The organism is Rhodococcus sp. 14-2483-1-1 (genome assembly GCF_002259335.1).
In the GTDB taxonomy this organism is placed as follows: Bacteria; Actinomycetota; Actinomycetes; order Mycobacteriales; family Mycobacteriaceae; genus Rhodococcoides.
Genome location: NZ_NPFX01000014.1, coordinates 474005 through 499629, shown reverse-complemented (window position 1 = coordinate 499629; position 25625 = coordinate 474005). Strand labels below are relative to the sequence as shown.

Sequence of the window (25625 nt, the reverse complement as noted above, 5' to 3'; positions counted from 1 at the left end):
CAGCTCATGAACGGTCGAACTTCTGTTCCCGAGTTGCTGGTCGCCACCGGCACTGCGCGCACACTGTCGCAGGCCGCCTCCTTCGTGATGGAGGGAATGGTCCTGATCAACGGGATGCCGCTGCGCGACCCCCGCCGCGAAGTCTCGGCGGCAGACACCCTGACGCTGCGCTGACCGCCTGATCATCACGACGATCCCGTCACGACAGGATCGTCGGCGAGTGCATCGGTGCGAATCTGCAGCCGTGACGTCAACTCCGCGGCGTCTGTGTCGATCTCCTCCTGGGTGAGCCCGGCCGAAGTGGGAACGGACGCGGCGACCTGGTCGACGATATCGAGAACTCGGCCACTGGCCCACAGCTCGTCGTAGATCGTGCGGTACGCAGTGTCGTACTCGTCGGTGAATTCCGTCGAGTCCAAGAACATGTCCTTGAGCGAATTACCCAGCATCGGGCCACCTTCGGGCATGCCGCCGCCTTCCGGGATCTCCATTCCCTCCGGTGGTGTGAAGCCCTCCGGCATCTGTGGCATGCCGCCCCCACCGGCCCCTCCGCCACCGGGCATCATCGACACTTCGTCGTGCGCCCCGGCGGTGGAATCGGACTTCAGCGCCAGATTGAGATCCCACGACACGACGGAGAACTTCTTCGTGCTCAGGTCGTAGTAGAGGTAGAAGTTCTTTCCCGGGCCGCCCATGTCGTCGCCGTTGCCCAGCAGGTTCTGCAGCGCAAGATAATTCGCCAGCGAGTCGACATCGACATAGTCGGCCAGATGCGCGTCGAACTCGGCCTGATCGGCACCGTCGAGCCACTTCAACAGCGTGATGATCGGTTGCAGATCCGCCGTGCCGAGGGCGTTGATCTGGGTGAATTGCTCGGCGTAGGTGGTCTGATCGTCACCCTGATACGTGAAACTCGCATTCGCGCCGGTCTTGTACAACACCCCGTCGCCGTCGTGTAGGGAATTGGCGTAGTCGTCGTCGGGTGCGACGACCACCAGTCGCGTCGTTTCGGCGGAGTCGTTCACCGAGTACGTGGTGTAGGTGAAGTCCTGGGTCGCCTGGCCTGACGCCTCGGTGATCGCAAGCGAGACCGACTCGTTCAACGCCGGAGTGTACGGCCGCAGAGAGAGCGTGGTGTGCCCCTGATACGCACGGCCCTCGGAGTACTCCGCGAAGTCGATCAGAAACGGAAGATCCTCGGGCGCATCGAAACTGAGCGGTTCACCGAAGATATCCATCCCAGCTCCCCCGGGCATTCCCCCGCCCTCGGGCAAGGCACCACCTTCAGGCACGGCACCACCCTCGGGCATGGCCGCACCATCCGGCATTGTTGCGCCCTCCGGCATGGCCGCACCCTCCGCAGGTGCTGCACCGTCCGCGCCGGCGTTACCGCCACCGCGTCCCGGCATCGTGCCGTCGTCGTTGCTCAGCGTGCTCAGCGTCGAGTTGCCCTTCAACCGAATACCGACGTCCGAGATCAGGGTGCCGTCGATCGTGATGTCTGCGGGTACCGATTCCTTGACGCCCTCGTTCTGGAAGGAGTCTTTCAGGGTCTGGTAGTCGCCGGCGTCGATATCCACTGAAATCGAATGCGACACAGCGGGGTCGAACAGATCGACCGTGCCCTGGACGTTCTCGGTGATCTCGGATGCGATGACGGTGGCATCGCCGGTGATGTAGGGGCGAATCCGGGTCGACCCGAACACGGTCGCCATCACCACGACGAACACCAGCAGTGTGGCAGCAATTTTCCAGTGCTGCCGCACCGTCCGAGGCACTCGGTGGACGAGCCTCCTTCGCAGGGTTGTCGGGGCCGAGGGGAAGTTCGCGTTCGGGTCGGTCACGATCAGATGTCCGTCTGGTCGTATCCGGTGAGTACCGAGACCCGTTGCCCGGTATTGACTTCGCTGAGCGCCGCGATCAACTCACCGGGTTTCTTACCGGATCTGAGTTGGGCCGTGAAGTAGAGCTCGGTCAACGCACCCGAGCGCACCGATTCGGTACTGACCAGCTCGAACTCCTTGCAGTACTTGATCAGTACGTCCTCGACGAGATCGGTGTAGTCGGCGTCGGGCGGAACCTGCACCTTGACGACCTGACGCTGCACATCGAGTTTGAACCAGTTGAACTTGCTCATCACCACCATGACCAGGCAGATGGCAAACGTGGCCGCAATCGCCAACACGTAGAAGCGCGTTCCTGTGGCCATACCGATCGCCATCACGAGGAAGATGAAGCCGACGTCGCGAGTTTCCTTGATGGCGTTACGGAATCGGACGACGGACAGCGCACCGACGAGCGCGAACGCCCGGGCCACGTTCGATCCGACGACCAGCATGATCAGGCTGATGACCATTCCCACCGTGACGAGGGTTTGGACGTAGGACTGGCTGTACGAGACGTTCTTGTGGGTGAGTCGGTATACCCAGCCGATGATGGCCGACAGGACGAACGACAGTGTCAGCGACACCACGATGTCGAACGTCGAGAACGTTCCGCTCAGGTCTTGAATGTTGAAATTCATCGCATTCCGATCGAGTTGAGTCGAATTCCGCACTGGTTACCGGAGAGCGCGTGACCCACGCGCCGACATAAGGACCAGTGCTGTTTACCGTTTGTTCGGATGCCGTTAACCCTAGAGACAATCTGGACGGAAATTCCACCTCAGAAGCTGGCAGTTTCCTGCCAATTCAGCCGTCGATTTCCTGGCAGCGATCAACTTTCGAACGGACGAGATCCGGCGTTCCATTCGAACGTCGGCTGGTTTTTGGTACTCGTATTACGTTGTGGAACAGCTTTTTACGATTACTCGCCGAGCAATCGAATCACTCGGTCGTCGACCGAAGAGACGGAAGAATTACCTCGTCGATTATTCGCGTCCGGTATTCGGAGTCCAAGGGCTTGGCATCGGTCAGCGGACCCGTCATGATCGCACTGAAAACCATGTATTGCAGAAAGTCCGCCGACCGCGGTCTGCTCGACAATTCACCCCGATCCACCGCGCGCATGACGACAGATTCGAGAAACCGAGCTTCGGGCTCGAGAAATGTCCTCCGCACGGCGGCGGCCAGTTGTTCGTCCACCATCACCGCATGATGGATGGCTGCGGCGAATCGCGTGTCGTGATCCGCTCCCTCGGACACCCGGCGCATCAGTTCCACCAGATCGCTCCGAAGATCGCCCGTGTCGATGTCGACGAACGGCGGCGGTCCAACCGACTCGATCGCCGCTACGACCATGTCCGCTTTGCTCGACCATCGTCGATACAGGGTCGCTTTACTGCACTGCGCCTTCTCGGCAACGAGGTCCATCGACAACGAGTCGTAGCCGACGTCCCCGAGACAGAGGAGCACTGCGGCGAGGAACTCACCCTCACGCTCGGCACTGATCCTCGACCGACGCTGGGAGTCGACGTTCAACTGCACCACTCCCCCCTGTCGAATCGAAACAGTTTCGTACCGTTAGCGATACTAGGGACGAAACGGACATTTGCCAAGCGCCGCCGATCTCAGGTGACCCAGATCACGCTGGTGTGACATTGTTGATGTCGTCGGATCGGCGTGAACGGCTGGAGAGAATCGTGACGGCCTGGTGGCGGTGGTACGCAGCCCTCGGCGTACTCGGCTGCGTCGCCTACTTCGCAGTTCCCAGCATCGCCGCGGCACAGTCGATCTTCGTGCTCGTCGGTGCGTCCGCTGTTGCGGCCACCGTGATCGGCACCAGGATGCACCGGCCGACCAATCGCACTGCGTGGTTGACCATCGCGCTGGGCACCGGGCTCTGGGTCGTCGGCGACATCGTGTTCGAGTGGATCGACGTCACGAGGGGCAGCGTTCCCGAACCCTCGCTCGCCGACGCGTTCTATCTGGTGGCCTACCCGATCTACGGGTTCGGCCTGTTTCTACTCGTCCGACACAAATGGCGAGCGAGCGAGCGCGGTCACGTCGCCAACAGCGCCATCGTCATGGTCGCGTTCGGATTGCTCACCTGGGTGTTCGCTGTGCAGCCGACGCTCGGCAACGACGGCATTTCGGGGACAGCCGGCCTGGTCGACGTGGCGTACCCCGCCATGGACATCTTTCTACTCGGGTTGCTGGCCCACTTCGTCGGCTCACGGCAATGGCGCACTCTGTCCTACCGGTTGCTGACGGCGGCAGTATTGCTGCTGGTCGTCACCGATATCATCAACAATTTCTCGATCGTTTCGGAGCCGTCGTCGGAGCGCTCACTGATCGACGTCGGGTGGACCATGTCGTACGTCCTCATCGGCGTCGCGGCCCTGCATCCGTCCATGCGGCGAATAACGAGCCCGAACATCGAACCCGAAGCACACCTGATGGCGTCGTTCACCACCCCTACGGTCGTCGTCTTGACCGCTGCCACCCTGACGGCTCCGACGGTCATGTTCATCGAGGTGATTCGCGACGAGCCGATCGCGCAATGGGGCTGGGCAGTTCTGCTCTGTGCATCGGCGTTGGTGATTCTGGTGATATACCGCATCACCGATCTGCTGCGCTTGCTCCACACGCAAACCGTGCGGCTCCGCGCCGCCGCCGACACCGACCACCTCACCGGTCTCGCCAACCTCCGCGCCCTGGAACACAGAATTTGGCAGAACGCGGGCGACACAACCTTGCTGACTGTCGACATCGACCGATTCAAAGAAATCAACGACACGTTCGGACGCGGCCTGGGCGATCAGGTTCTCGTGGCGGTCGCCGACAGACTGCGGGGTGTCGTCGACGATTCGATCATGTTGGCGCGCTTGGCAGGTGACGAGTTCGCACTGTGCGGGACGGCGGATTCGATGAACCCGACCGCGCTGGCTCACGAGATTCAGCGCCGGTTCGCCGCACCGTTCGATGTGGGCACCATGACGCTGCTGATCGAGGCGAGTGTGGGGGTGGCGTTCAGCCTTCCCATCGCCGAGGGCGAGGACGAGGCCACCCCGGATCGCCTGGTGCAGCGTGCCGATCTCGCCGTGCAGGCCGCGAAGGCGACGCAGTCGCGCGTCGCGTTCTACGACCGGTCCATGGACCGCGACACGAGCGCGCAACTGATCATGCTCGGCGAGTTGACCACCGCACTCGAATCCGACCAGCTGGAACTGCTGTATCAACCCCAGGTCGATCTCGAGTCGATGACTGTCGTCGGCGTGGAGGCATTGCTGCGGTGGCATCATCCGAACGGGATGCTGCTTGCACCCAGCGCATTTCTACCCACCGCCGAACGGACCGGGCTGATCCGGCCGCTGACGAGCTACGTGCTCACCCGTGCGCTCGCCCAACGCAGCCTCTGGGCAATGGACGGACTGGATCTACAGATGGCCGTCAACATCTCGACCCGCAACCTGTTCGACGACACCCTGATCGCGCAGGTACGCACCGCGTTGAGGGAATTCCACTGCCCTGCAGAACGATTGACACTGGAAGTGACAGAGACCTCGGCCATGACCGATCCTGTGGGTGCAACCGAGATGCTGTCGATTCTGCATGCGATGGGCGTACAGGTCGCCATCGACGACTACGGCACGGGCTACAGTTCGCTCGCCTACATCGAACGGTTACCTGTGCAGGAGCTCAAGATGGATCGAGCCTTCGTCGGCGGGATGGCCCACGATCCCGCGCACGCCGCGATCGTACGATCGACCGTCGAGCTCGCCCGTACGCTGGGGTTGTCGGTGACTGCAGAGGGCGTGGAGGACGAGATGACGATGACCGCGCTACGCGAACTGCGATGCGGGCGTGCCCAGGGGTACCACCTCGGCAGACCCACCTCATCGGATCTACTGCCCGCCCTCGTCGCCGAACTGAACACTCGCTTGAAAACTGTTACAGGAGAACGGATACCATGACCGAGGCAGCCCTGTCGGTGTACGCTGCGATTCGATCTCGACGCGATGTCCGTGCCGAGTTCGACGGAACCGTCGTCGACGACGACACGCTGCGCCGCATCCTCGGTGCCGCGCATCAGGCCCCGAGCGTCGGCAACACCCAGCCCTGGGACTTCGTCGTGGTCCGCAAGCCCGACACTTTGAGCGCATTCGCCGCCCACGTCGCGGGCTGCCGACAGGACTTCGCCGACAAGCTCGATGCCGAACGCCGAAAGACGTTCGACCCCATTCGGATCGAGGGGATCGAAACAAGCGGGACCGGAGTGGTGGTCACCTACGATCCGAACCGTGGAGGACGGCACGTCCTGGGCCGCGACACCGTCGACGACACCGGATTGTTCTCTGCTGTGCTCGCGATCGAGAACCTCTGGCTGGCAGCGATTGCCGAGAACGTCGGCGTCGGCTGGGTCTCGTTCTACGACGAGGCGTACCTCACCGAGTTGCTCGATATCCCCGCTCCGGTCCGTCCCATCGCTTGGCTGTGCGTCGGCCCGGTCGAGTCGTTCCAGGAGGTGCCGGATCTGGAGCGTTTCGGTTGGCGCTCTCGGCGTCCCCTCGACGACGCCCTGCACTTCGAGCAGTACCGCCGATGAGGGCGCGCCTGGTTGCGGTGGCAACAGTCTGTGTGCTGGTGGCCGGATGCTCCGCCGCCGAATCCCCTACCGAACCGTCCACTCCGGCAACGACTCCGGCGGCCGAGCCCGCACAGGCTCCGGATTCGGCCGACCCGATCGGCACCGTCGTCGCGCTACCGGGCGCTCCCGAAGGTGTTGTGGTCGGGACATCCGGGATCGCTGCCGCAGCGGTCCGAGAGCCCGACGGTGTGGTGTTGTTCGACGCGGCGACAGGTGTCGTGCGGCAAATGGTCCAGACGACCGGAGCACCACGGCATCTCTCGCTCGCCGGCCCCGACGGCCCGGTGCTGGCACCACTCGAAGGCAGCGACGAGCTGGTCGAGGTCTCACTCGACGACGGTACGATCCTGTCGACCGCCACCGGTGTGGGCCGTCAGCCGCACGATGCCGTCTCGACCTCCGACGGCACGATCGTGGCCACCAACGAAATGGGTGGCGGAGTGATCTTCCTGCGCGACGGCTCGGTGCTGTCGGAGCTACCGCCGGGCCCCGTCCAACCCGGTGGAGTCGCAGCTCTCGGGCCGTACGCAGCCGTAGCGGACGTTCAGGGCAACGGCGTGTGGGTCTACGAAGGCGCGGCACAACGCGAGGTGGCGCAGGCCCCGATCGGCGTCAAGCTCACGCACGCTGTGACGGTGAACGAGACGACGGCCGGATTCGCCGACACCGACGGCGGAGCAGTCCTGCTCACATCGGTCGACGCCGCCGGGGCCATTCGTCAGATCGCGTCGATCGACGCACCCGGCAACCCGTACGGGCTCGCTGTGGACCCCGACCGTCAGCTGCTGTTCGTGACGTTGACCGCGTCGAACCTCCTGCGGGTGGTCGACGTGTCGGATCCCACTGCTCCGCGAATTCTGGGTGACGTCCCGACGGTGATACAGGCCAATTCCGTCGCGGTCGATCCGCGCACCGGGAACGTGCTGGTGACCGGCAGCGACCCCGGTGCGGCGAGTTCGATTCAGATCATCGCCCGCGCCGAATTGCCCGCGGAGTGAGTAGTCACCAGCCGTAGGAGCCCGGAATTCCCTTGAACGGGCCGACGACGTCGTCGGTGATCCAGCCCTCGTAGAAACCGCCTTCCTGGGGCCGGACCGCTTCTCCATCGATTTCGCACTGGAGACGGCTCGGCGAGAACGCCAGGTAGCCCGCGATCGCGGCGAACCGCGGCGTGGGGTTCTCGTAACTCCATCCGGCTGCCTCTGCGACGGCATCTCCGCCGTGGACGTCCCAGTACGTTGCCGCGCCCTTCCACTCGCAGTGCGTCGAGCGTGCCGACGACGGGGTCAACGCGCCCGGAACGACGTCAGCCGGCGAGATGTACCAGGTGGGCGGATGGCTCGTCTCGAGTACGCGGTAGGCGGCGGTGGTGCGGGCGACCACCTCTCCTCCGAGTCGAACGACGAGTGAACGGTTCGAGGACTCGAGGCTCGGCGGACGGGGGTAATCCCAGACGGATTCCTGGCCGGGCTTCGGCTTCTCCGGAACTACGGATTTCGGCAATTGTGGACTCATCCTTCGATGGTGCCACCGGGTGTCACGGGGCGTCGACGGGATAGAGATCGTCCACCCGTTCTTCGTCGAGAATCCAGCGATCGACTTCGTCGAGAGGTTCGACCGTGCGCACCGATGCCATCGCTGATTCAGGCACGGGCTGCTCGATGCGGACCGGCTTCTCGGCGCGCTCTGTCGGCCCGGGTGCCGGTATCTCGGGTGTGGGGAGTTCGGACGCAGGTGTCACGGGTTCGGCTCGCGGGACGAAAGCCCACTCGTCGGTTGCAGGTTTTTCGTCGTCGGCGATGTCCACGGTCTTCGGCAGTTCCGCCGGTACCCGAACGAGGATGCCGAGTCCGTGGGTTGCAGCCAACAGACTCACCGGGGCGACGGTCGCGATGGCCGCCGACAGAGCGGGATGCAGTGTGCCAGCGTCGGAGATGAAGGCGTGCATGGCATTTGCGCCGATACTGACCAGGGCCGCGGTGATCAACACACCCCAGAAGAAGCGTCGGCCACTGCGTTGATCCTCGAACTGGGCGAGCGCGATCACGGAGATGGTCGCTTGGAGAATGGTGCCGTCGACGATCACCGGCCACAGCCATGACAGCGAGCGCGGGACGCCTGCCATCGTGGCGAGATCCCACAGTGCGGCGAAACTCAGCACGAACGACGCAATTCCGATGACGGTGGTGATGACGACCGCACTGACGAGCGTCGCACGCAGGACCTTGTTCATGGGTCGTCATGAAACACGAGACCACCGACAAGTTTCGGTACAGCAGAATCAAGCGGTTCGGACGGCTCCGCGGTAGAAGTCGGCGCGATCGTGTGCAGACATTCCGCCCCACACGCCGTAGGGCTCGTTCGCCTCGAGGGCGTGCTGACGGCATTGTTCGAGGACCGGGCAGCGACCGCAGACCTGCTTGGCGGCCTTTTCTCGCGAGGAGCGGGCGCGGCCCCGTTCACCCTCGGGGTGGAAGAACACGGACGAGTCCAGTCCACGACACAGGCCGTCGAGTTGCCAGTCCCACACATCTGCGTTGGGGACGGGAAGTTGGACCGGCCTGGCGGGTGCGCCTCGCACCATGAGCTGTCTCCTCACTGAAAAGTGAACAAGCTCACCTTCCCTCATTCGTCGTACTTTTACAAGCTCCTTCGTTCATTCGTAGTACTTAAAAGCAAGCACGCTTGCTTGAAACCCGACCATCAATGACTCTCCGACATCCCTGCCCGCTTTTCGAGCTCGACGAGGACCTGTTCGGCGATCTTCGTCGGAGGCGGGCCGATGTCGACGACGATGGCGTTCTCGTCCTCACCGAGCGGCTCGAGTGTCGAGATCTGGGTGTCGAGCAACGAGGACGGCATGAAGTGGTCCATCCGGGCATTGAGGCGCCCGCTGATCCGATCCTTGGTTCCGGCCAGATGAACGAAGATCACCTCCGCACCCTCCCTCGACGCGGCACTGAGCACGTCCCGATACGACCGCTTGAGCGCCGAGCACGTCACGATCCCGGATCGGCCCGTAGTGGTGTGGTCGGTGATCCACTCCGCGATCACGTCGAGCCACGGCCACCTGTCCTCGTCGGTCAACGGCTGCCCCGACGCCATCTTCGCCACGTTGGCGTCCGGGTGCAGGTCGTCGCCCTCCTGTAGGTCCCATTTCAACGCCCCGGCGAGGATGCCCGCCACCGTGGACTTGCCCGATCCGGACACTCCCATCACCACGAGAACCGGATGATGCGCTCTGCCTGTCGTCTGCGATGCCATCCCTCGATACTGCTGCATCGAGCTCGTTCGGATCGGACAGACGCGAGAAACCGGGCCACCCGTGGGACGATCGATCGGACATGACCGAGACCAGCGATTTCCGCCAACTGCACGATTCGGTGCTCGACGAGCTCGGTCGCGACATCGTCAGCGGCGCGATCCCGGGCGGAACCCGAATCTCGGCCGACGACGTCGCCGTGCGGTTCACCGTCTCGCGGACGGTCGTACGGGAAGTGGTCCGGGTTCTCGAGTCGCTGGGGTTGCTCACCGTGCGGCGGCGCGTCGGGATCACCGTGCAGGGTTCCGAGAATTGGAACTCGCTGGATCCGGTGGTGATCCGCTGGCAGCTGGCCGGGCCCGCTCGCGCCGAACAACTACTACTGCTCAGCGAATTGCGTTCGGGCATAGAGCCTTTGGCAGCCAAACTGGCAGCTCACCGAGCGACGCCCGAGCAGTGCGGCGCATTGACAGCCGCCGTCATCGGGATGTCGTCGACGTCCCGCGCAGCCGACTCCGAGGCGTATCTCGAACACGATTGCAGCTTTCATCGGACGCTGCTCGCCGCGTCGGGCAATCCGATGTTGCGGTCGATGTCCGACATCGTGGTCGAGGTGCTCGCCGGACGCACCCGGCACGCCCTGATGTCGAGGCAGGCAGACCCGGAGGCGATCCGCCTGCACGGGGTGGTCGCCTCGTCGATCCAGTCCGGCGACGCCGACGCCGCACAGCGAGCCATGTTGGCCATCGTCACCAAGTCCGCCGCATCGATGTCGGCAGCCTCGGGTGTGACGCCGTCGCCCGGTCTGGTGCCCGACCAGCAGTGATACACCGAGCGCACAAAGCCAGGTACGCCGAGGCGGGGTTCATCGCCTAGATTCGACGGGTGACTGCTCTCGAATTGCCGCTCGAACTACGCCGCGCACTCGTTGGAGTAGCTCGGACTCCGCGTCTGCTCGTCGCGTCCGATTACGACGGCACCATGGCACCGATCGTCTCCGACCCCCAGAAGGCGTTCCCACATCCCGAGTCGGTGAGCGCCATGCGCGGGCTCGCCTCACTGGCCGGCACCAATGCCGCCGTCATCTCCGGGCGCGCCCTCCGCGATCTCGCGATCCTCTCTCGGCTGCCGTCCGAGGTGCAGCTGGTGGGCAGTCACGGCAGCGAGTTCGACGCCGGGTTCGTCAACGCCATCGACGACGACGCCAAGAAGCTCCTCACCGTCATCACCGGCGAACTGCAGGCCATCGCCGACGCCCATCCCGGCGTCAGTATCGAAACCAAGCCGGCCAGCGTCGCGCTGCACGTGCGCAACGCAGAGACCGCCGCCGGTGACGAGGCGCTCGCGGCCGTGCGTTCCGGCGCGGCAGCACGCGACGGCGTCCAGGTCACCGAGGGCAAGTCCGTCATCGAGTTGGCCGTCATCGTCACCGACAAGGGCGTCGCGCTCGACATCCTTCGCCATCAGGAAGCAGCCACTGCTGCAGTCTTTTTCGGCGACGACGTCACCGACGAGAAGGCCTTCAGCCACCTGCACGGCCCCGATATCGGGGTCAAGATCGGGCCGGGCGACAGCCTCGCGGAGTTCCGTATCGACAGCACCGAACAGGTCGCGCTCGCCCTGGCGTTCCTGTTGGAAGAGCGTCGGCAGTGGCTCTCGGGTGCAGACGCCCCGCGCATCGAGCGCCTGACGATGCTGGCCAGCCCCAATGCCGTTGCGCTGCTGACCCCCGACGCCGATGTCACCTGGCTGTGTCACCCCGAGCCCGATTCGGCAGCGGTGTTCGCACATCTGCTCGGCGGCGATCAGGCCGGTCACTTCAGTGTCGGACCCACCCGTGCATCGTTGCCGCTGAGCCAGCAGTACGTGGACGGCACCATGACGGTGCAGACCAAGTGGGCCAGCCTGCAGGTCACCGACTACCTGCCACACGACATCGGCCAGGGCCAGACCGCGTTGACCCGCGTCATCACCGGCAAAGCCACCGCCGTGGTGACGTTCGCGCCGCGTCCGGAATTCGGAAAAGCGTGGGCATCACTGGAACCCGACGCCGACGGCCTGCGCATTCTGGGCACGGCCGACCCGATGGTGCTGCGTAGCCCCGGCGTCACCTGGAACATCGTCTCCGACGGGTCTCAGCAGACAGCGCATGCAGAGGTCGATCCCTCGAACGGGCCGATCGTTCTCGAATTGCGGCTCGGCACAGACGATCTGAGCGAGCACCCCTGGGCCGAGGTCGAGCGTCGTCGCGCATCGGAGGCCTACTGGAAGGACTGGGCCGACGGCCTGGACCTGCCGCCGCTCAAGCGCGATCTGATGAAGCGATCGGCACTGACTCTGCGCGGCCTGGTGCACGCCGAGTCCGGTTCGATCATGGCGGCCGCCACCACTTCACTGCCCGAAGATATCGGCGGAGTGCGTAACTGGGACTACCGCTACTGCTGGTTGCGTGACGCTGCACTCACCGCGACCGCACTGGTGGACGTGGGATCGGTGGCCGAGGCCGAGAACTACCTGTCCTGGATCCACGGAGTACTGGAATCGGTGTCCGGCCCCGAGCGTCTACACCCGCTGTACACGATCTGGGGCCTGGGACTTCCACCCGAGGCCGTCATCGACGAGCTCCCCGGCTACGCCGGTTCACGTCCGGTGCGCGTGGGAAATGCTGCCAACCAACAGGTTCAGCTGGACGTCTTCGGCCCCATCGTCGAATTGGTGTCCGCCCTCGCACACGCACGTAAGGCCGCAGGTTCGGAGAACGGCCTCTCCGACGACGACTGGGAACTCGTCTGCGCCATGGTCGAAGCCGTCGAGCGACGTTGGTTCGAGCCCGATCACGGCATCTGGGAGATCCGCGACAATCCCCGCCACCACGTCTACTCGAAGGTGATGGGGTGGATCACCGTCGATCGCGCCATCGGTCTGGCCGAAACCTTCGGTCGCACAGCCGAATCGAGCTGGGCACCACTGCGCGAGACCATCCGCGAGGAAGTGCTCGCCAATGGCTGGAACGACGAGGTGCAGTCCTTCACCGCCGCCTACGACGGCACCGACCTCGACGCCGCAACGTTGTACATCGGCCTGTCCGGGCTGATCGATCCGGCCGACCCCCGCTTCGCCGCCACCGTCACCGCCACCGAGGCCGAACTGCGAAGTGGATCGACCGTCTACCGCTACCGCCACGACGACGGACTCCCCGGCGGCGAGGGCGGATTCCACCTCTGCGCCGCCTGGCTCGTCGAGGCATACCTGTTGGTGGGACAGCGCGCCGAAGCCGAGGCCTTGTTCGCCCAACTGGTCAGTGCCGCAGGCCCCACCGGACTGCTCAGTGAGGAATACGACCCCATCGCCGAACGATCGCTCGGCAACCATCCTCAGGCCTACAGTCACCTGGGTCTGCTGCGTTGCGCGCGATTGCTCAGCGCTCAGCCTGCCTGACCCCCGCCCCCGCTCCGCGTCAATGGACCACTGCATACGTCTAACCCGTGCAATGGTTCATTCACCCACTGGGGTCCGCTGCGTCAATGGCGCGTTGCACACGTCTGAGCCGTGCAGTGGTCCATTGACGCGAACTGGGAGGGCAGGTGGGGGCGGGCGAGAAGGCAAGCGGGCGAGGGCAGAGGTCAGGCGATAGCGGGCGGTTGCTCCGGCGGAGGTCCCGCGGTTCGTCCGCGGAAGAGTTCGGTCGGCAGGGTTTCGGCGGCGACGATGCCCGAGTGCGAGGACGAGAGCACCAATTTCCCGGCTCGACGGCCTTTTTCCTCGGCGTCCTGGCGCACGGTGGTGAGGTTCTCGCGGATGGCGTCGGAGATGCCGTCGAATCCGGTCACCGAGAGTTGGCCCGGCACATCGATTCCGGAGACCCTCGCGAAGTTGAGTGCACCGAGCGCGATGACGTCGGTGGTGCAGAGCAACGCCGTGGTTTCGCGATTGGCTTGCAGTGCTTGGGCCGCGGCGGAGTGGCCGGAGCGAACGGTGTGGTCGAAGCGCTCTACGACGGTGAGGGTGTCGGGATCGAGTCCGGCATCGATCATCGCGGCCTGCACTCCGGCGATGCGTTCGCGTTGGACGTGGAAGTGACTGTCCGCCAGCCGCCCCGGGGGTACGACGCCATCGCGGCGGTCGCGTCCGAGCCGCATGCACAGCACGGCGAGATGCTCGTGCCCGAGCGAGATGAGATGTGCGGCAAGCATTTTCATGGCGACACGGTCGTCGATGGCGACCAGGGCGGCCTCGGGGATGTTGCGGGGCTGGTCGCAGACGACGATCGGCAGGTGACGTTCGCGCACGGCAGCGAGGTAGGGGTCGTCGTCGGCGACGGAGTACACGACGAATCCGTCGACTCCCGCCTGCTGCACCACGGCAGCGGCCTGGACGTCGTCGCGTTCGGCACCGGCGGGAATCAGCAGTAGGCCTTGCCCTGCGGCCTCGCAGGATTCGGCGAGTCCTGCGAGGAAGCTCATGGCGGCCGGGTCACGGAAGGAGTAGCTCAGGGCCTCGGTGAGGAGCAGCCCGATGGCACCGGCCTTGCGGGTGCGCAGCGATCGGGCAACCGGGTCGGGGCCGGCGTAGCCGCGGCGTTTGGCCGCCTGCAGTACGCGTTCGCGCAGTTCGGGAGAGAGCTGATCCGGTCGGTTGTAGGCGTTCGAGACAGTGGTGCGCGATACCTTCAGCTCGGCAGCAATCGACGCCAACGTCGCTTGACGTCGCGGTTCGCTCGACCTGACCATTACCGGGACGTTAGTCCCACAACGCACTCCGGAGAAATTCGAGGTCGCCTTCGTCCGATTCGATCGAGAGCCCCGACGAGCGCTAGAGTACAACGGTAACGGTTTCCATTAGCGTCAAGCATTGCCCATCAGGAGTACATCGATGTCGTCCATCCATCGCGCGTCCGGGACCAAGCTCATGGCCGCACTGGGCCTGAGCTGCGCCGCAGCCCTCACTTTGAGCGCATGCAGCTCCAGCGATCCCGCGAGCACCGAGTCCGCCCCCGCTACACCCGTCGACGGGCCGATCACGATCGTCGCGTCCACCAACGTCTGGGGAAGCGTCGCCGAGGCGGTTGCCGGTGACCTCGCGACAGTGACGTCGATCATCTCCGATCCCTCCGCGGACCCGCATTCCTACGAGGCGAGCCCGGCCGACGCGGCTGCCGTCTCCGAGTCGTCGCTCGTGGTCTACAACGGCGGTGGCTACGACCAGTTCATCGAGGACATCCTCGGCTCCGAGGGCAAGGATGTGCCGTCGGTCGACGCTTTCACCCTGCTCGACGACAGCCACGATCACGACTCCGAGCCCACCTCCGATGCAACTGCCGAACCGACGACGGACGACGGTCATTCACACGGCGAGGTCAACGAACACGTTTGGTACAACGCCGAGGTGGCAGCGCACACCGCCGAGGAGATCGCCGACAAGCTCGGTCAGCTCGATCCCGACAACGCCGCGCAGTACACCGCCAACGCCGAGGCGTTCCACGAGCAGGTGCACGCCATCACCGACGTGACCGCGCAGATTGCCGCCGATTTCCCGAATGCGCCGGTGGCACAGACCGAACCGATCGCGCACTACCTGATCGAGGAGTCGGGACTCGACGATCGCACCCCCGAGGACTTCAAGGACTCCATCGAGGAAGGCAACGATCCGTCGCCCGCCTCCATCGCCGCGACGCGAGATCTGTTCACGTCCAAGTCCGTTCGCGCGTTGGTCTACAACATTCAGACCGAGGATGCCGTCACCCAGGATATTCGCTCCACCAGCGAGGCCGCAGGCATCCCCGTCGTCGAGGTCACCGAAACACTGCCCGCAGGCATGACGTACATCGAGTGGCAGACCAAGGCTGCGACGGATCTTCGGGCCGCCCTCACCACCGCCTCCTGAGTCGAACCGGCGTGATGGAAAGCTGTAGTACATGCCTGCTGTAGAACTGCGCGATGCCGGACTGGCGTTCGGCGAGCGCACGCTGTGGCAGAACCTGGACCTGACGGTCGAGAAGGGCGAATTCGTCGCCGTTCTGGGCCCCAATGGGTCGGGTAAGACGTCGCTGCTCAAGGTGTTGCTCGGCCAGAATCAGCTCACGTCCGGCACGGCCGCAATCGACGGCAATCCCGTCCATCGCGGCCAGTCGGGAGTCGGCTACGTCCCCCAGCAACGCAACATCGACGACGATCTGCCGCTACGCGGACGCGATCTCGTCGGCCTGGGTTGGGACGGCCACAAATGGGGCATGGGATTGCGCGGCATGCGACAGCGCAAGGAAACGGTGCAGCGAGCGATCGATCAGGTCGACGCCAACTCCTTCGCGGGTGCACCGGTCGGCTCGATGTCGGGCGGGGAGCAGCAGCGACTGCGCATTGCCCAGGCACTCGTCGGGGACCCCTCGGTCCTGTTGTGCGACGAGCCCCTGCTCAGCCTGGACCTCGCCAACCAGTCACTGGTCTCGAGCCTCATCGATCGTCGACGGCGTGGGCACGAGACAGCCGTCCTGTTCGTCACTCACGAGATCAACCCGATCCTCCCGCTCGTCGACCGCATCGTCTACATCGTCGACGGCCGGTTCCGCATCGGAACTCCCGAGGAGGTCATGACCACCGAGGTGTTGTCCGAGCTCTACGGCACCGAGGTCGAGGTGCTGAAAGTCCGCGGCCGACTCGTGGTCGTCGGGACCGGCGACTCGATCGATGCGCTCGGCTCGGCGGGTGCCCACCATCCACCCGTGCCGCACGACAGAGAAGACAAGGCATGAACGAGAAGGTTCTCGAGGCATTCTCGAAGATGCTCGACTTCGACACCACCGCCAACCTGCTGACCTACGACTTCGTGCAGCAGGCGCTGATCGCGGCCGCAATTCTCGGGCTGCTCGCGGGCGCTCTCGGGCCGTTGATCGTCAGCCGGCAGTGGGCTTTTGCGGTGCACGGATCCAGCGAACTCTCGCTCACCGGAGCATCCGCAGCCCTGCTCGTCGGCATCACCGTCGGTCTCGGTGCCATAGTCGGTTCGGTCGTCGCGGCGGTGATGTTCGCACTGCTCGGCAACAAAGCCCGCGACCGCGACTCGGTCATCGGCGTCATCATGTCCTTCGGGCTCGGCCTGTCGGTGCTGTTCATCTGGCTCTACCCGGGCCGAACCGGCACCAGCTTCTCACTGCTCATCGGCCAGATCGTCGGCGTGGGGCAGAGCGGAATCCAGCTGCTGCTGGTGTGCGCGGTGTTGGTGTTGATCGTGCTCGCGGTGGTCTACCGGCCGCTGCTGTTCGCCAGTACCGATCCCGAGGTGGCGCTGGCCCGCGGCGTCCCCGTCCGCGCGCTCTCGGTCGTGTTCGCCGTTCTCGTCGGCGTGGCGTGTGCGCTGGGCGTCCAGATAGTCGGAGCCCTGCTGGTGCTCTCGCTGCTCATCACGCCCGCCGCGGCTGCTGCGCGGGTCACCGCCAGTCCGCTCAAGGCGACGCTGCTGTCCATCCTGTTCGCCGAGATCGCCGCTGTCGGTGGCATCCTGCTCTCCCTCGCTCCCGGACTTCCCGTCTCGACGTTCGTGACGACCATCTCGTTCGTCATCTACCTCCTCTGCCGCGCTGTGGGTGCGACGCGCAAGGCCAATTCGGGACGGCTCGTCGCCGCCTAGGATGTGCAGCGTGACGGCCATCGATCTCAACGCCGATCTCGGCGAAAGCTACGGCGCGTGGACTCTCGGCGACGACGACGCCATGCTCGCCGTCGTGTCGAGTGCCAACGTTGCGTGCGGCTTTCACGCCGGTGATCCCACCACTCTGTTGCGGACGTGCCGTTCGGCAGCTCGAGCAGCTGTGCGGATCGGAGCGCAGGTCGGCTACCACGACCTCGCCGGGTTCGGCCGACGCTTTCTCGACGTCTCCCCCGCCGACCTCACCGCCGACGTGATCTACCAGATGGGCGCACTCGATGCGCTCGCCCAGGTAGCCGGCTCTGCCATTGCCTACGTCAAACCGCATGGGGCGCTGTACAACGCGATCGTGCATCACCGTGAGCAGGCACGGGCAGTGGTCGACGCCGTCACCTCGTACGACGCGACCCTGCCGGTCCTCGGGCTCCCCGGTTCGGTTTTCCTGGAGGAGGCCGAGCGGGCCGGACTGCGCACTGTCGCAGAGGCTTTCGCAGACCGCGCCTACACACCGCAGGGCACGCTCGTCTCGCGCTCGGAGCCCAGCGCGGTGCTCTCGGATCCCGATGCCGTGGCCCAGAGAGTGTTGACCATGATCACCGACGGCACCGTCCGAGCGGTGGACGGCTCGCGCATCGACGTTCGGGCCGACTCGATCTGCTTGCACGGCGACTCCCCAGGCGCAGTCGCAATGGCCGGCGCTGTCTCGGAGCTGCTGCGCGCCAACCACATCGATATCACTGCCTTCGTCTGATGCGTATCCACTCGGCCGGCAGGAGTGCAACACTCGTCGAATTCGACGGGCTGGACGAGACGATGGCGTACTACCGGGCGCTGGCGGCCGATCCGCCGCCTCCAGTCGTGGATCTGGTTCCGGCCGCCCGCACCGTGTTGGTGACGTTCGACGGACCGCCGGGGCCCGTGCTGCAGTGGATCTCGTCGGTACAGCCAACCGTCGAGGGGACGGAAGCAGGATCCGACACCGTCACGATCCCGGTGGTCTACGACGGCGAAGATCTCGACGAGGTGGCCCGCCTGACCGACTTGTCCACCACCGAAGTCGTTGCTGCACATCTCGATCAGACATGGACAGTCGCGTTCGGCGGTTTCGCCCCCGGGTTCGGCTACCTCGTCGGCACCGACACCCGACTGCACGTCCAGCGGCGCACGTCGCCGCGTACCAGCGTTCCGGTTGGTTCGGTGGGGCTGGCGGGCGAGTTCTCGGGCATCTACCCACGCTCCTCCCCCGGCGGCTGGCAGCTCATCGGGCGCACGGACGCACAATTGTGGAACCTCGACCGCGATCCACCCGCACTGCTGCGCCCCGGCACCACCGTCCGATTCGAGCAAGCATGAGGGCCTTGACCGTGCTGCGGACGGGGCCGCAGTGCACCGTGCAGGATCGTGGCCGCCCGGGGCACGCGTCGATCGGCGTCGGCCGCTCCGGTGCCGCGGACGTGCTCTCGCACGATGCCGCAAACCGCCTGGTGGGCAACACTTCCGATGCCGCAACACTGGAAGTGACCTTCGGCGGACTGACGCTACGGGCCGAGTTCGACGCTCTCGTCGCAGTCACCGGTGCGCACGTGACCTGCCGCGTCGACGGCACGGAGCAGGGTCTGTATTCGACACTGGTGATACGAGCGGGGCAGGAACTGGAACTGTCCGCGCCGACCTGGGGTCTGCGCAGCTACCTCGCCGTACGGGGCGGGATCGACGTGCCCGTTGTCCTGGGCAGTCGCTCGACAGACACGATGTCGGGCATCGGCCCGGCCGTCCTGACCCCCGGCACCGCGCTGCCTGTCGGCACCGACAAGGCGTCCTGGCCCGCTGCAGATTTCGCACCACCACGCGCCCAACCCGACGCACTGGGTGTCAGCTTCGGGCCGCGCGAGAACTGGTTCACCGAGCGCGCTCGATCGCTACTGCTCGAGCAGCCGTGGACCGTGACGCAGGATTCGGATCGCGTCGGGATCAGGCTGGACGGTGCCGAACCCTTGACCCGCGCGATCGACGACGAATTGTCCAGCGAAGGAATGGTTCTCGGTTCGCTACAGGTTCCGCCGTCCGGTCAGCCGGTACTGTTTCTGGCCGACCATCCCGTCACCGGCGGCTATCCGGTGATCGCCGTTGTCACCGCGGGCGATGTGTCCGCCGCCGCGCAGCTGACCCCCGGCAGTCGGGTGCACTTTCGCGCTATCGGTTGATTCCGGCCGAAGCTGGGCAGATCTCCCGAATGCTGCGCCGCAGGGCATCGGACATGCGTTCGGGTAGTCCGAGCGGGCGAACCATGGCGTCGGCCTGGTGGAACAGGTGCGTCCAGCCATCGATCAGATCGATTCCGCGGTCCGCGGTATAGGCCTCGGCGGCATTGCGCGTGTCGGCGTACACGAAGTCGTACACCGTAGCCGTCGGTGCCAGTTCGCCTGTTCCCCAAGCGAGTTGGTCCTCGGAGCCGTCACGGCCGATCGGCGTCGCGTTGATCACCAGGTCGTAGGAGTCCAGATCCACTGCCCGATCCGACCAGTCGACAACCGAGGCCGACCCGTTGTACCCGTCGAGCCCGGCCGCCGAGCTCCGGTCGACGTCCGAGATCACCAGCCTGTCGATGCGGCCCTGTAGCGCGAAGGCGGCGGCGTGCGCGGCGCCACCGGCTCCGAGCAGCAGCGCGGAGCCGAAGGTACGTCCCGAGGTTGCCGCTCGTACTGCCGCGATGTCGGTGTTCATGGCGAACAGCGCACCCGAACGCAGGAACAGTAGATTCGCCACTCCGGAGACCGTCACATCCGGATGCGCCTCGTCGGCAACCGTTGCAGCCCAATGCTTCCAGGGCATCGTCACGTTCGCAGCATCGGTACGCCCGCCGCGGAGGGCACTCTCGACGTCGGGTAGGTCGGCAACATCGGCGACCTCCCAGGCGTCGTAGCTGGACGACACCTCGGCGATCTCGAACGCACGCGTCCACAGCGCAGGTGACATCGCGGTGGCCGCGTGCGAACCGACCAGAGTCAGTGAGCTCATACCGACTTCGAGACACGCTCTGCAACAACGGCTTCTGCTGCAGGGGCGACCTGATCGGAGATGGAGGTGACATCCGAGGAGCCCATGTTCTTCATCAGTGCTGCGACCACGGCCGAGATGACGCATCCCAGAGCCAGGTACGCCGCGACGTAGTGCCACGAGCCGTCGTTCCAGCTGACCAGTGCCGCTGCGATGAACGGGGTGAAGCCACCGGCGATCGCGCTGGCGACCTGATAGCCCACACCGGCTCCGCTGTAGCGAAGTTCGGGGCCGAACATCTCGGTGAACAGGGGCTGCTGCACCGAGACCACCATGTCGTGCGAGACGTTGACCAGGATGACGGCGAGGATCACGATGGCGACCACCGAGGCGGCCTGCAGGGACAGGAAGAAGGGGACGGCTGCCAGTGCGCCGACGACGGCACCGGTGACGAAGATCGGCTTGCGGCCGAAGCGGTCGGCGATCGCCGCGTAGGTCGGGATGCTCAGGATGCCGATGCCGCCGACGAGCAGCGCGACGTTGAGCATGAATTGACGCTCGTAGCCGAGTTCGTTGACGGTGTAGCTCAGCGCGAACGTGGTGACGATGTACATGGTGAACAGCTCTGCCATACGCAGCGCGATGATCTTGAGGAACGAGCCGGGGTGCTCGGTGATCGCCTGGATGACCGGCAGCTTCTTCTTCTCGCCGCTCTCCTCGACCGCCTGCTCGAACACGGGCGATTCCTCCACACCGGATCGGATCCACAGGCCGAACAGTACGAGGACGGCGCTGGCCAGGAAGGGTACGCGCCAGCCCCAGCTGGTGAATGCGTCGTCGCTGAGCAGGTTGCTCATGATGGTGACCGCGCCGGTGGCGAGGATGAGACCGACGGAGTAGCCGACCTGAACGCCACTGCTGTAGAACGCCTTCTTCTTCGCCGGCGCGCTCTCGACAGCCATCAGGGATGCACCACCCCATTCACCGCCGACTGCGAAGCCCTGGATGGCGCGCAACAGCACCAGCAGCAGCGGTGCGAACCAACCGATCGACTCGAAGTTGGGAACCAGGCCGATCAACGCGGTTGCGACGCCCATCAGCAGCATCGTCCAGATCAGCATGCGCTTGCGTCCGAGGCGGTCGCCGAAGTGGCCGAAAAAGATGCCGCCGAGGGGCCGGAAGAGGAAGCCGACACCGAAGGTGGCGAACGCCGCCATCACGCCGACCGCGGGCGAGACGCTCGGGAAGAACTGGGAGTTGAACACCAACGCGGCGATGATGCCGTACAGCAGGAAGTCGTACCACTCGACCACGGCACCGACGAAGCTGCCGATGGCAGCTTTCCGTGCTCTGGATCCGTCCGCGACTGCGACGTCAACGTTCACTTGTCGGCCCTTCGGTTTTGTGCGCATCGCGCACAGTTGTTTGTTATTCGCACAACTGTAACCAGAGGCAGGCTTTGTGGTCAACACCACAAGCACGGAGCGGTGTGATGCAGCGCGAACAGGGCGATGAGGCAGACTCGAACCATGACGGCCGAGATCGCCCCCGACGACCAACGCCCCGCCTGGTTCGTGCAGTCACTCGAACGCGGCCTGAGCGTGCTGCAGTGCTTCGACGACGCGCATCCGGCCCGCACGCTCACCGAGGTCGCCGAGGCCGTCGGAGTCACCCGAGCAACGGCTCGCCGACTGCTACTGACGCTCGCGGAATTGGGATTCGTCCGCCAGGACGGCCGTCAGTTCACTCTCACCCCGCGAGTGATGAATCTGGGCTTCTCGTTCCTGTCGGGAATGGACCTTCCCCGCCTGGCCGAACCCCACATCGAGGCGCTCGCAAGACAATTGGGCGAGACTACTTCGGTGGCCATCCTCGACGGATTCGACATCGTCTACGTCGCGCGCGTTCCGTCGTCGCGCATGTTGCGGGTCGTCATCACGTTGGGCACTCGATTCCCGGCGCACGCAACGTCTTCGGGTCGAGTGCTGCTCGCAGCCCTCCCCGAGAACGAGCTCGAACGATACTTCGCCGACGCCCCCATCGAAGCCCTGACCCCGCGCACGCTCGTCGATCGAGACGCACTGCGCGCCGAGATCACTCGGGTACGCAGCGCCGGATGGTCGGAGGTCGTCGACGAACTGGACGTCGGAATGCGCGCTGCGGCAGTACCTTTGCGCAACAGCAACGGCACCGTCGTGGCAGCACTGAACACGTCACTGCACGCGAGGAACTACACCCCGACGGACATGATCGACACCGTCGTCCCGGCGATGCACGACACCGCCGCCCGCATCAGAACCTAGGTCTACCCGCGGCGTTGCCGGGCGATGTCGGCCAATACGACGCCTGCCGCGACGGAGGCGTTGAGCGATTCCACCGGCCCCGCCATCGGGATCGACAGGATGTGATCGCAGGTCTCGCTGACCAGACGCGAGAGGCCCTTGCCCTCGGATCCGACGACGATGACGACCGGACCCTTGCCGTCGAAGGTGTCGAGTTCGGTGTCGCCGCCGGCATCGAGGCCGACGACCGTGACGCCCTTGGACTGCCAATCCTTCAGGGTGCGAGTCAGATTGACCGCGCGCGCGATGGGCAGCCGAGCAGCAGCGCCGGCACTGGTTCGCCATGCCACTGCGGACACACTCGCGCTACGCCGCTGCGGGATCACGACGCCGTGGCCACCGAACGCCGCCACCGAACGCACCACTGCGCCCAGGTTGCGTGGATCGGTGATGTTGTCGAGCGCAACGAGCAGCGCAGGTTCCTGGTGCGTGCGCGCGTTCGAGATCAAGTCGTCGGGATGCGCATAACGGTACGGCGGTACCTGCAGCGCAAGGCCCTGGTGCAGTCCGTTGGCGCTGAGCTTGTCCAGATCGGAGCGTGGCACCTCGAGGATGGAGATGCGCGCGTCGCCCGCTCGCTGGACGGCTTCCTTGAGCCGGTCGTCGCTGTCGGTCCCGACAGCAACCCACAGGGCCGTCGCGGGCACACCTGCGCGCAGGCACTCGACGACGGGGTTGCGACCGAGTACCACCTCGGGGCCGTCTTCGGCCTTACGTCCGGCCGGCCTGCTGCCTGCGCGGCCACCGGTGGTGCCGCCGCGGTTCTGCGCGGACTTCTCGGCGAGCTTGGCCCGGCGCGCCGCGGGATGCTTGGTGCGCTCGGAGGCGGGAGGCGTCGCACCTCGTCCTTCGAGGCCCTTACGACGCTTGCCTCCGGAACCGGCGACCTGCCCCTTCTTGGTGCCGTCCTTGCGGATTGCGCCGCGCCTACTCGAATTGCCTGCCATCACAAACCTGCTTCGTCGGTCTTGCTCGTACCCAACGACCATTCGGGCCCGTTGGGTGTATCTGTCACGTCGACTCCGGCCTCGGCCAGTCGATCGCGTATCTCGTCTGCGGCGGCCCAGTCCTTGGTCGCCTTCGCCGTTGCTCGACGCTCCAGCTCGGCCTCGACCAATACGCCGAGCGCACCGAGAGCGGCTGCATCGGAACCACTGTCGCTGCCCCAGTGCGGATCGAGCGGGTCGACGCCCAGGATGTCCAGCATCGCCCGCACACTGCCTGCGTGCTCCACCGCGGCCGGTAGGTCACCGGATTCGAGCGCGGTGTTACCCAACGTGACGGTGGCGTGAATCTCGGCCAACGCCTTGGGAACTCCGAGGTCGTCGTCGAGGGCCGCGGCAAATCCTGTGGTCCACTTGCCCATCGGTACCTCACCGGCACGTTCGACGGCTCGCCGGACGAACCCCTCGATGCCCCGATACGTCACGGCCGCGGTCTCGAGCGCGGTGTCGGAGTACTCGAGCATCGACCGGTAGTGTGCGCCACCGAGGTAGAACCGAAGCTCTTGCGGCCGAACCTTTTTGAGCACATTGGGTACCGAGAGAACGTTACCGAGGGACTTCGACATCTTCTCGCCGCCCATCGTCACCCACCCGTTGTGCAGCCAGTACCGCGAGAAACCGTCTCCGGCCGCCATCGACTGCGCGCGCTCGTTCTCGTGATGCGGGAACACCAGATCGAGCCCGCCGCAGTGGATGTCGAAATCCGCGCCGAGGTATGTCTCCGCCATTGCCGAGCATTCGAGGTGCCAACCCGGGCGGCCAGGGCCCCACGGCGTCGGCCATGACGGCTCGCCGGGCTTGGCACCCTTCCACAGCGTGAAATCGCGGGGATCACGCTTGCCCTCGGCGACGCTCTCGCCCTGGTGCACGTCGTCGAGCTTGTGGCCGGACAGCGCGCCGTAACTCGGGAAGCTCTGCACGTCGAAGTAGACGTCGCCGCACTCGTCGGCGTAAGCGTGGCCGCGTTCGATCAGGCGCTCGATCATCTGGACCATCTGGGTGATGTGCCCGGTGGCGCGCGGCTCGGCCGACGGCGGAAGTACCCCGAGTCGGTCGTACGCCCAGGTGAAGGACCGCTCGTAGGTCGCGGCCCACTCCCACCACGGACGGCCTGCATCGCGTGCCTTGTTGAGGATCTTGTCGTCGATATCGGTGACGTTGCGGACGAAGGCGACGTCGTAATCGTGCGCCAGCAACCACCGCCGCAACACGTCGAATGCGACGCCACTGCGCACATGACCGATGTGGGGTTCACCCTGCACCGTCGCCCCACACAGGTACACCGATGCATGGCCAGGGACCAAGGGGGTGAATTCCCGCAAGGCCCTCGTCTCGGTGTCGTGTAGGTGAAGGGTCACGACCAGCAATGCTACCGGTGGTTTTACCCCGTCATGACAAGTGCGGTCGCGATGGCGGCAATTCCTTCACCGCGACCGGTCAGGCCGAGCCCGTCGGTGGTGGTCGCAGACACCGATACCGGTGCACCGAGCACGCGCGAAAGAACCTCCTGCGCCTCGACGCGACGCGGTCCGATCTTGGGCCTGTTGCCGATGATCTGTACCGCAGCGTTGCCGATCGCGAATCCGTCCGCGTCGAGCAGCCGCTTGACCTCGGTCAACATGGCAGCTCCGCTGACCCCGTCCCATTCCGGACGGCCGGTGCCGAAGACCGAGCCGAGGTCACCGAGACCTGCTGCGGACAGCAACGCGTCGCACAGAGCGTGGGAGGCGACGTCACCATCGGAATGTCCCTCGAGTCCGTCCGCGTCCTCGAACAGCAACCCGGCCAGCCAGCAGGGTCGGCCGGGAGCGATCGGATGCACGTCGGTGCCGATGCCGACTCTCATAGCGC

At 65.2% G+C, this 25625-nt stretch carries 26 protein-coding genes; 13 read left to right on the top strand and 13 right to left on the bottom strand.

Annotated features, from left to right (window positions below; genetic code table 11):
• Positions 1-6: 6 nt before the first annotated feature.
• Positions 7-174, top strand: a complete 168-nt coding sequence (locus tag CH294_RS27475; protein ID WP_170944713.1) for a S4 domain-containing protein — start codon at positions 7-9, stop codon at positions 172-174.
• An 11-nt stretch (positions 175-185) separates the two neighbouring features.
• Here CH294_RS27475 and CH294_RS13640 read toward each other — a convergent pair whose 3' ends face one another.
• The 3 genes from CH294_RS13640 to CH294_RS13630 all read right to left on the bottom strand — a co-directional run bounded on the left by CH294_RS13640 (position 186) and on the right by CH294_RS13630 (position 3419).
• Entirely contained in the window at positions 186-1802 is a 1617-nt protein-coding gene (locus CH294_RS13640; RefSeq protein WP_094738411.1) for a CotH kinase family protein, read from the bottom strand.
• A 44-nt stretch (positions 1803-1846) separates the two neighbouring features.
• Positions 1847-2524, bottom strand: coding sequence for a DUF4956 domain-containing protein (locus CH294_RS13635; RefSeq protein WP_037190487.1), 678 nt, complete (start codon positions 2522-2524; stop codon positions 1847-1849).
• A 301-nt stretch (positions 2525-2825) separates the two neighbouring features.
• Positions 2826-3419 carry a TetR/AcrR family transcriptional regulator gene (locus CH294_RS13630; protein WP_141216506.1) on the bottom strand — a complete coding sequence of 198 codons (594 nt, stop codon included), beginning with the start codon at positions 3417-3419 and terminating at the stop codon, positions 2826-2828.
• A 161-nt stretch (positions 3420-3580) separates the two neighbouring features.
• Here CH294_RS13630 and CH294_RS13625 point away from each other — a divergent pair, with 161 nt between their 5' ends.
• From CH294_RS13625 to CH294_RS13615, 3 genes are read left to right on the top strand one after another with little or no spacing between them, the layout of a single operon-like run.
• Positions 3581-5854 carry a bifunctional diguanylate cyclase/phosphodiesterase gene (locus tag CH294_RS13625; RefSeq protein WP_249305269.1) on the top strand — a complete coding sequence of 758 codons (2274 nt, stop codon included), beginning with the start codon at positions 3581-3583 and terminating at the stop codon, positions 5852-5854.
• A gap of 11 nt (positions 5855-5865) precedes the next feature.
• On the top strand, positions 5866-6486 hold the full coding sequence (gene bluB / locus CH294_RS13620; RefSeq protein ID WP_170944735.1) for a 5,6-dimethylbenzimidazole synthase: 621 nt from the start codon (positions 5866-5868) through the stop codon (positions 6484-6486).
• Positions 6483-7526: a hypothetical protein gene (locus tag CH294_RS13615; protein ID WP_094738232.1), complete on the top strand. Its 1044-nt coding sequence runs from the start codon at positions 6483-6485 to the stop codon at positions 7524-7526. Before bluB ends, CH294_RS13615 begins: the two co-directional genes overlap by 4 nt.
• Before the next feature lie 4 nt (positions 7527-7530).
• On the opposite strand, the gene CH294_RS13610 is transcribed toward CH294_RS13615, so the two are convergent.
• The 4 genes from CH294_RS13610 to CH294_RS13595 form a co-directional block, all read right to left on the bottom strand.
• A complete protein-coding gene (locus CH294_RS13610) occupies positions 7531-8043 on the bottom strand; it encodes a DUF427 domain-containing protein (RefSeq protein ID WP_094738231.1) in 513 nt (170 codons plus the stop codon).
• 22 nt (positions 8044-8065) lie between these two features.
• Positions 8066-8761, bottom strand: coding sequence for a DUF2637 domain-containing protein (locus CH294_RS13605; protein WP_094738230.1), 696 nt, complete (start codon positions 8759-8761; stop codon positions 8066-8068).
• Between the two features lie 48 nt (positions 8762-8809).
• Entirely contained in the window at positions 8810-9112 is a 303-nt protein-coding gene (locus tag CH294_RS13600; RefSeq protein ID WP_094738229.1) for a WhiB family transcriptional regulator, read from the bottom strand.
• Between the two features lie 119 nt (positions 9113-9231).
• The gene (locus CH294_RS13595; RefSeq protein WP_032401511.1) at positions 9232-9792 is read right to left on the bottom strand and encodes a gluconokinase; all 561 of its coding nucleotides are present in this window, start codon (positions 9790-9792) and stop codon (positions 9232-9234) included.
• Positions 9793-9872: 80 nt separating this feature from the next.
• On the opposite strand from CH294_RS13595, the gene CH294_RS13590 reads away from it, so the two are divergent.
• Positions 9873-10616 (top strand): FCD domain-containing protein, encoded by a 744-nt coding sequence (locus CH294_RS13590; RefSeq protein WP_032401510.1) that lies wholly within the window; start codon positions 9873-9875, stop codon positions 10614-10616.
• Positions 10617-10675: 59 nt separating this feature from the next.
• Positions 10676-13228 (top strand): trehalose-phosphatase, encoded by a 2553-nt coding sequence (otsB, locus tag CH294_RS13585; RefSeq protein WP_032401509.1) that lies wholly within the window; start codon positions 10676-10678, stop codon positions 13226-13228.
• A 185-nt stretch (positions 13229-13413) separates the two neighbouring features.
• On the opposite strand, the gene CH294_RS13580 is transcribed toward otsB, so the two are convergent.
• Complete coding sequence (locus CH294_RS13580; protein WP_094738228.1) at positions 13414-14520, bottom strand: LacI family DNA-binding transcriptional regulator; 1107 nt, start codon at positions 14518-14520, stop codon at positions 13414-13416.
• 142 nt (positions 14521-14662) lie between these two features.
• Here CH294_RS13580 and CH294_RS13575 point away from each other — a divergent pair, with 142 nt between their 5' ends.
• The 6 genes from CH294_RS13575 to CH294_RS13550 are packed head-to-tail and all read left to right on the top strand — an operon-like array spanning position 14663 to position 19635.
• Positions 14663-15673: a zinc ABC transporter substrate-binding protein gene (locus CH294_RS13575; protein ID WP_170944712.1), complete on the top strand. Its 1011-nt coding sequence runs from the start codon at positions 14663-14665 to the stop codon at positions 15671-15673.
• A gap of 31 nt (positions 15674-15704) precedes the next feature.
• Positions 15705-16538 (top strand): metal ABC transporter ATP-binding protein, encoded by an 834-nt coding sequence (locus tag CH294_RS13570; RefSeq protein WP_094738226.1) that lies wholly within the window; start codon positions 15705-15707, stop codon positions 16536-16538.
• Positions 16535-17413 (top strand): metal ABC transporter permease, encoded by an 879-nt coding sequence (locus CH294_RS13565; protein ID WP_032401506.1) that lies wholly within the window; start codon positions 16535-16537, stop codon positions 17411-17413. Before CH294_RS13570 ends, CH294_RS13565 begins: the two co-directional genes overlap by 4 nt.
• 10 nt (positions 17414-17423) lie before the next feature.
• Positions 17424-18182, top strand: a complete 759-nt coding sequence (locus CH294_RS13560; RefSeq protein WP_094738409.1) for a 5-oxoprolinase subunit PxpA — start codon at positions 17424-17426, stop codon at positions 18180-18182.
• The gene (gene pxpB / locus CH294_RS13555) at positions 18182-18784 is read left to right on the top strand and encodes a 5-oxoprolinase subunit PxpB (RefSeq protein ID WP_094738225.1); all 603 of its coding nucleotides are present in this window, start codon (positions 18182-18184) and stop codon (positions 18782-18784) included. Before CH294_RS13560 ends, pxpB begins: the two co-directional genes overlap by 1 nt.
• Positions 18781-19635 (top strand): biotin-dependent carboxyltransferase family protein, encoded by an 855-nt coding sequence (locus tag CH294_RS13550; RefSeq protein WP_094738224.1) that lies wholly within the window; start codon positions 18781-18783, stop codon positions 19633-19635. The genes pxpB and CH294_RS13550 overlap by 4 nt, the downstream gene beginning before the upstream one ends.
• On the opposite strand, the gene CH294_RS13545 is transcribed toward CH294_RS13550, so the two are convergent.
• A complete protein-coding gene (locus CH294_RS13545) occupies positions 19625-20449 on the bottom strand; it encodes a shikimate dehydrogenase (protein ID WP_170944711.1) in 825 nt (274 codons plus the stop codon). The two genes, CH294_RS13550 and CH294_RS13545, sit on opposite strands and share 11 nt — an antisense overlap.
• Positions 20446-21813 carry a shikimate transporter gene (shiA, locus tag CH294_RS13540; protein WP_249305267.1) on the bottom strand — a complete coding sequence of 456 codons (1368 nt, stop codon included), beginning with the start codon at positions 21811-21813 and terminating at the stop codon, positions 20446-20448. The genes CH294_RS13545 and shiA overlap by 4 nt, the downstream gene beginning before the upstream one ends.
• Positions 21814-21957: 144 nt before the next feature.
• Between shiA and CH294_RS13535 the strand changes: the two genes are divergently transcribed.
• A complete protein-coding gene (locus CH294_RS13535) occupies positions 21958-22731 on the top strand; it encodes an IclR family transcriptional regulator C-terminal domain-containing protein (protein WP_094738222.1) in 774 nt (257 codons plus the stop codon).
• Positions 22732-22733: 2 nt separating this feature from the next.
• On the opposite strand, the gene rlmB is transcribed toward CH294_RS13535, so the two are convergent.
• Genes rlmB through ispF form a run of 3 tightly spaced genes read right to left on the bottom strand, consistent with a single transcriptional unit; the run spans position 22734 to position 25620 of the window.
• Positions 22734-23717, bottom strand: a complete 984-nt coding sequence (rlmB, locus tag CH294_RS13530) for a 23S rRNA (guanosine(2251)-2'-O)-methyltransferase RlmB (protein WP_032380147.1) — start codon at positions 23715-23717, stop codon at positions 22734-22736.
• Positions 23717-25132 (bottom strand): cysteine--tRNA ligase, encoded by a 1416-nt coding sequence (gene cysS, locus CH294_RS13525; RefSeq protein WP_094738407.1) that lies wholly within the window; start codon positions 25130-25132, stop codon positions 23717-23719. The genes rlmB and cysS overlap by 1 nt, the downstream gene beginning before the upstream one ends.
• A gap of 23 nt (positions 25133-25155) precedes the next feature.
• Complete coding sequence (gene ispF / locus CH294_RS13520) at positions 25156-25620, bottom strand: 2-C-methyl-D-erythritol 2,4-cyclodiphosphate synthase (RefSeq protein ID WP_032380146.1); 465 nt, start codon at positions 25618-25620, stop codon at positions 25156-25158.
• Positions 25621-25625: the final 5 nt, after the last annotated feature.

What these genes read in the sequence shown, in the direction of transcription:
- CH294_RS27475 (WP_170944713.1), top strand. Translation starts at nt 7, where the DNA reads ATGAACGGTCGAACTTCTGTTCCCGAGTTGCTGGTCGCCACCGGCACT.
- CH294_RS13635 (WP_037190487.1), bottom strand. Translation starts at nt 2,524, where the DNA reads ATGAATTTCAACATTCAAGACCTGAGCGGAACGTTCTCGACGTTCGAC.
- CH294_RS13615 (WP_094738232.1), top strand. Translation starts at nt 6,483, where the DNA reads ATGAGGGCGCGCCTGGTTGCGGTGGCAACAGTCTGTGTGCTGGTGGCC.
- CH294_RS13610 (WP_094738231.1), bottom strand. Translation starts at nt 8,043, where the DNA reads ATGAGTCCACAATTGCCGAAATCCGTAGTTCCGGAGAAGCCGAAGCCC.
- CH294_RS13605 (WP_094738230.1), bottom strand. Translation starts at nt 8,761, where the DNA reads ATGAACAAGGTCCTGCGTGCGACGCTCGTCAGTGCGGTCGTCATCACC.
- CH294_RS13600 (WP_094738229.1), bottom strand. Translation starts at nt 9,112, where the DNA reads ATGGTGCGAGGCGCACCCGCCAGGCCGGTCCAACTTCCCGTCCCCAAC.
- CH294_RS13595 (WP_032401511.1), bottom strand. Translation starts at nt 9,792, where the DNA reads ATGGCATCGCAGACGACAGGCAGAGCGCATCATCCGGTTCTCGTGGTG.
- CH294_RS13590 (WP_032401510.1), top strand. Translation starts at nt 9,873, where the DNA reads ATGACCGAGACCAGCGATTTCCGCCAACTGCACGATTCGGTGCTCGAC.
- CH294_RS13580 (WP_094738228.1), bottom strand. Translation starts at nt 14,520, where the DNA reads ATGGTCAGGTCGAGCGAACCGCGACGTCAAGCGACGTTGGCGTCGATT.
- CH294_RS13575 (WP_170944712.1), top strand. Translation starts at nt 14,663, where the DNA reads ATGTCGTCCATCCATCGCGCGTCCGGGACCAAGCTCATGGCCGCACTG.
- CH294_RS13570 (WP_094738226.1), top strand. Translation starts at nt 15,705, where the DNA reads ATGCCTGCTGTAGAACTGCGCGATGCCGGACTGGCGTTCGGCGAGCGC.
- CH294_RS13565 (WP_032401506.1), top strand. Translation starts at nt 16,535, where the DNA reads ATGAACGAGAAGGTTCTCGAGGCATTCTCGAAGATGCTCGACTTCGAC.
- pxpB (WP_094738225.1), top strand. Translation starts at nt 18,182, where the DNA reads ATGCGTATCCACTCGGCCGGCAGGAGTGCAACACTCGTCGAATTCGAC.
- CH294_RS13550 (WP_094738224.1), top strand. Translation starts at nt 18,781, where the DNA reads ATGAGGGCCTTGACCGTGCTGCGGACGGGGCCGCAGTGCACCGTGCAG.
- CH294_RS13545 (WP_170944711.1), bottom strand. Translation starts at nt 20,449, where the DNA reads ATGAGCTCACTGACTCTGGTCGGTTCGCACGCGGCCACCGCGATGTCA.
- CH294_RS13535 (WP_094738222.1), top strand. Translation starts at nt 21,958, where the DNA reads ATGACGGCCGAGATCGCCCCCGACGACCAACGCCCCGCCTGGTTCGTG.
- rlmB (WP_032380147.1), bottom strand. Translation starts at nt 23,717, where the DNA reads ATGGCAGGCAATTCGAGTAGGCGCGGCGCAATCCGCAAGGACGGCACC.
- ispF (WP_032380146.1), bottom strand. Translation starts at nt 25,620, where the DNA reads ATGAGAGTCGGCATCGGCACCGACGTGCATCCGATCGCTCCCGGCCGA.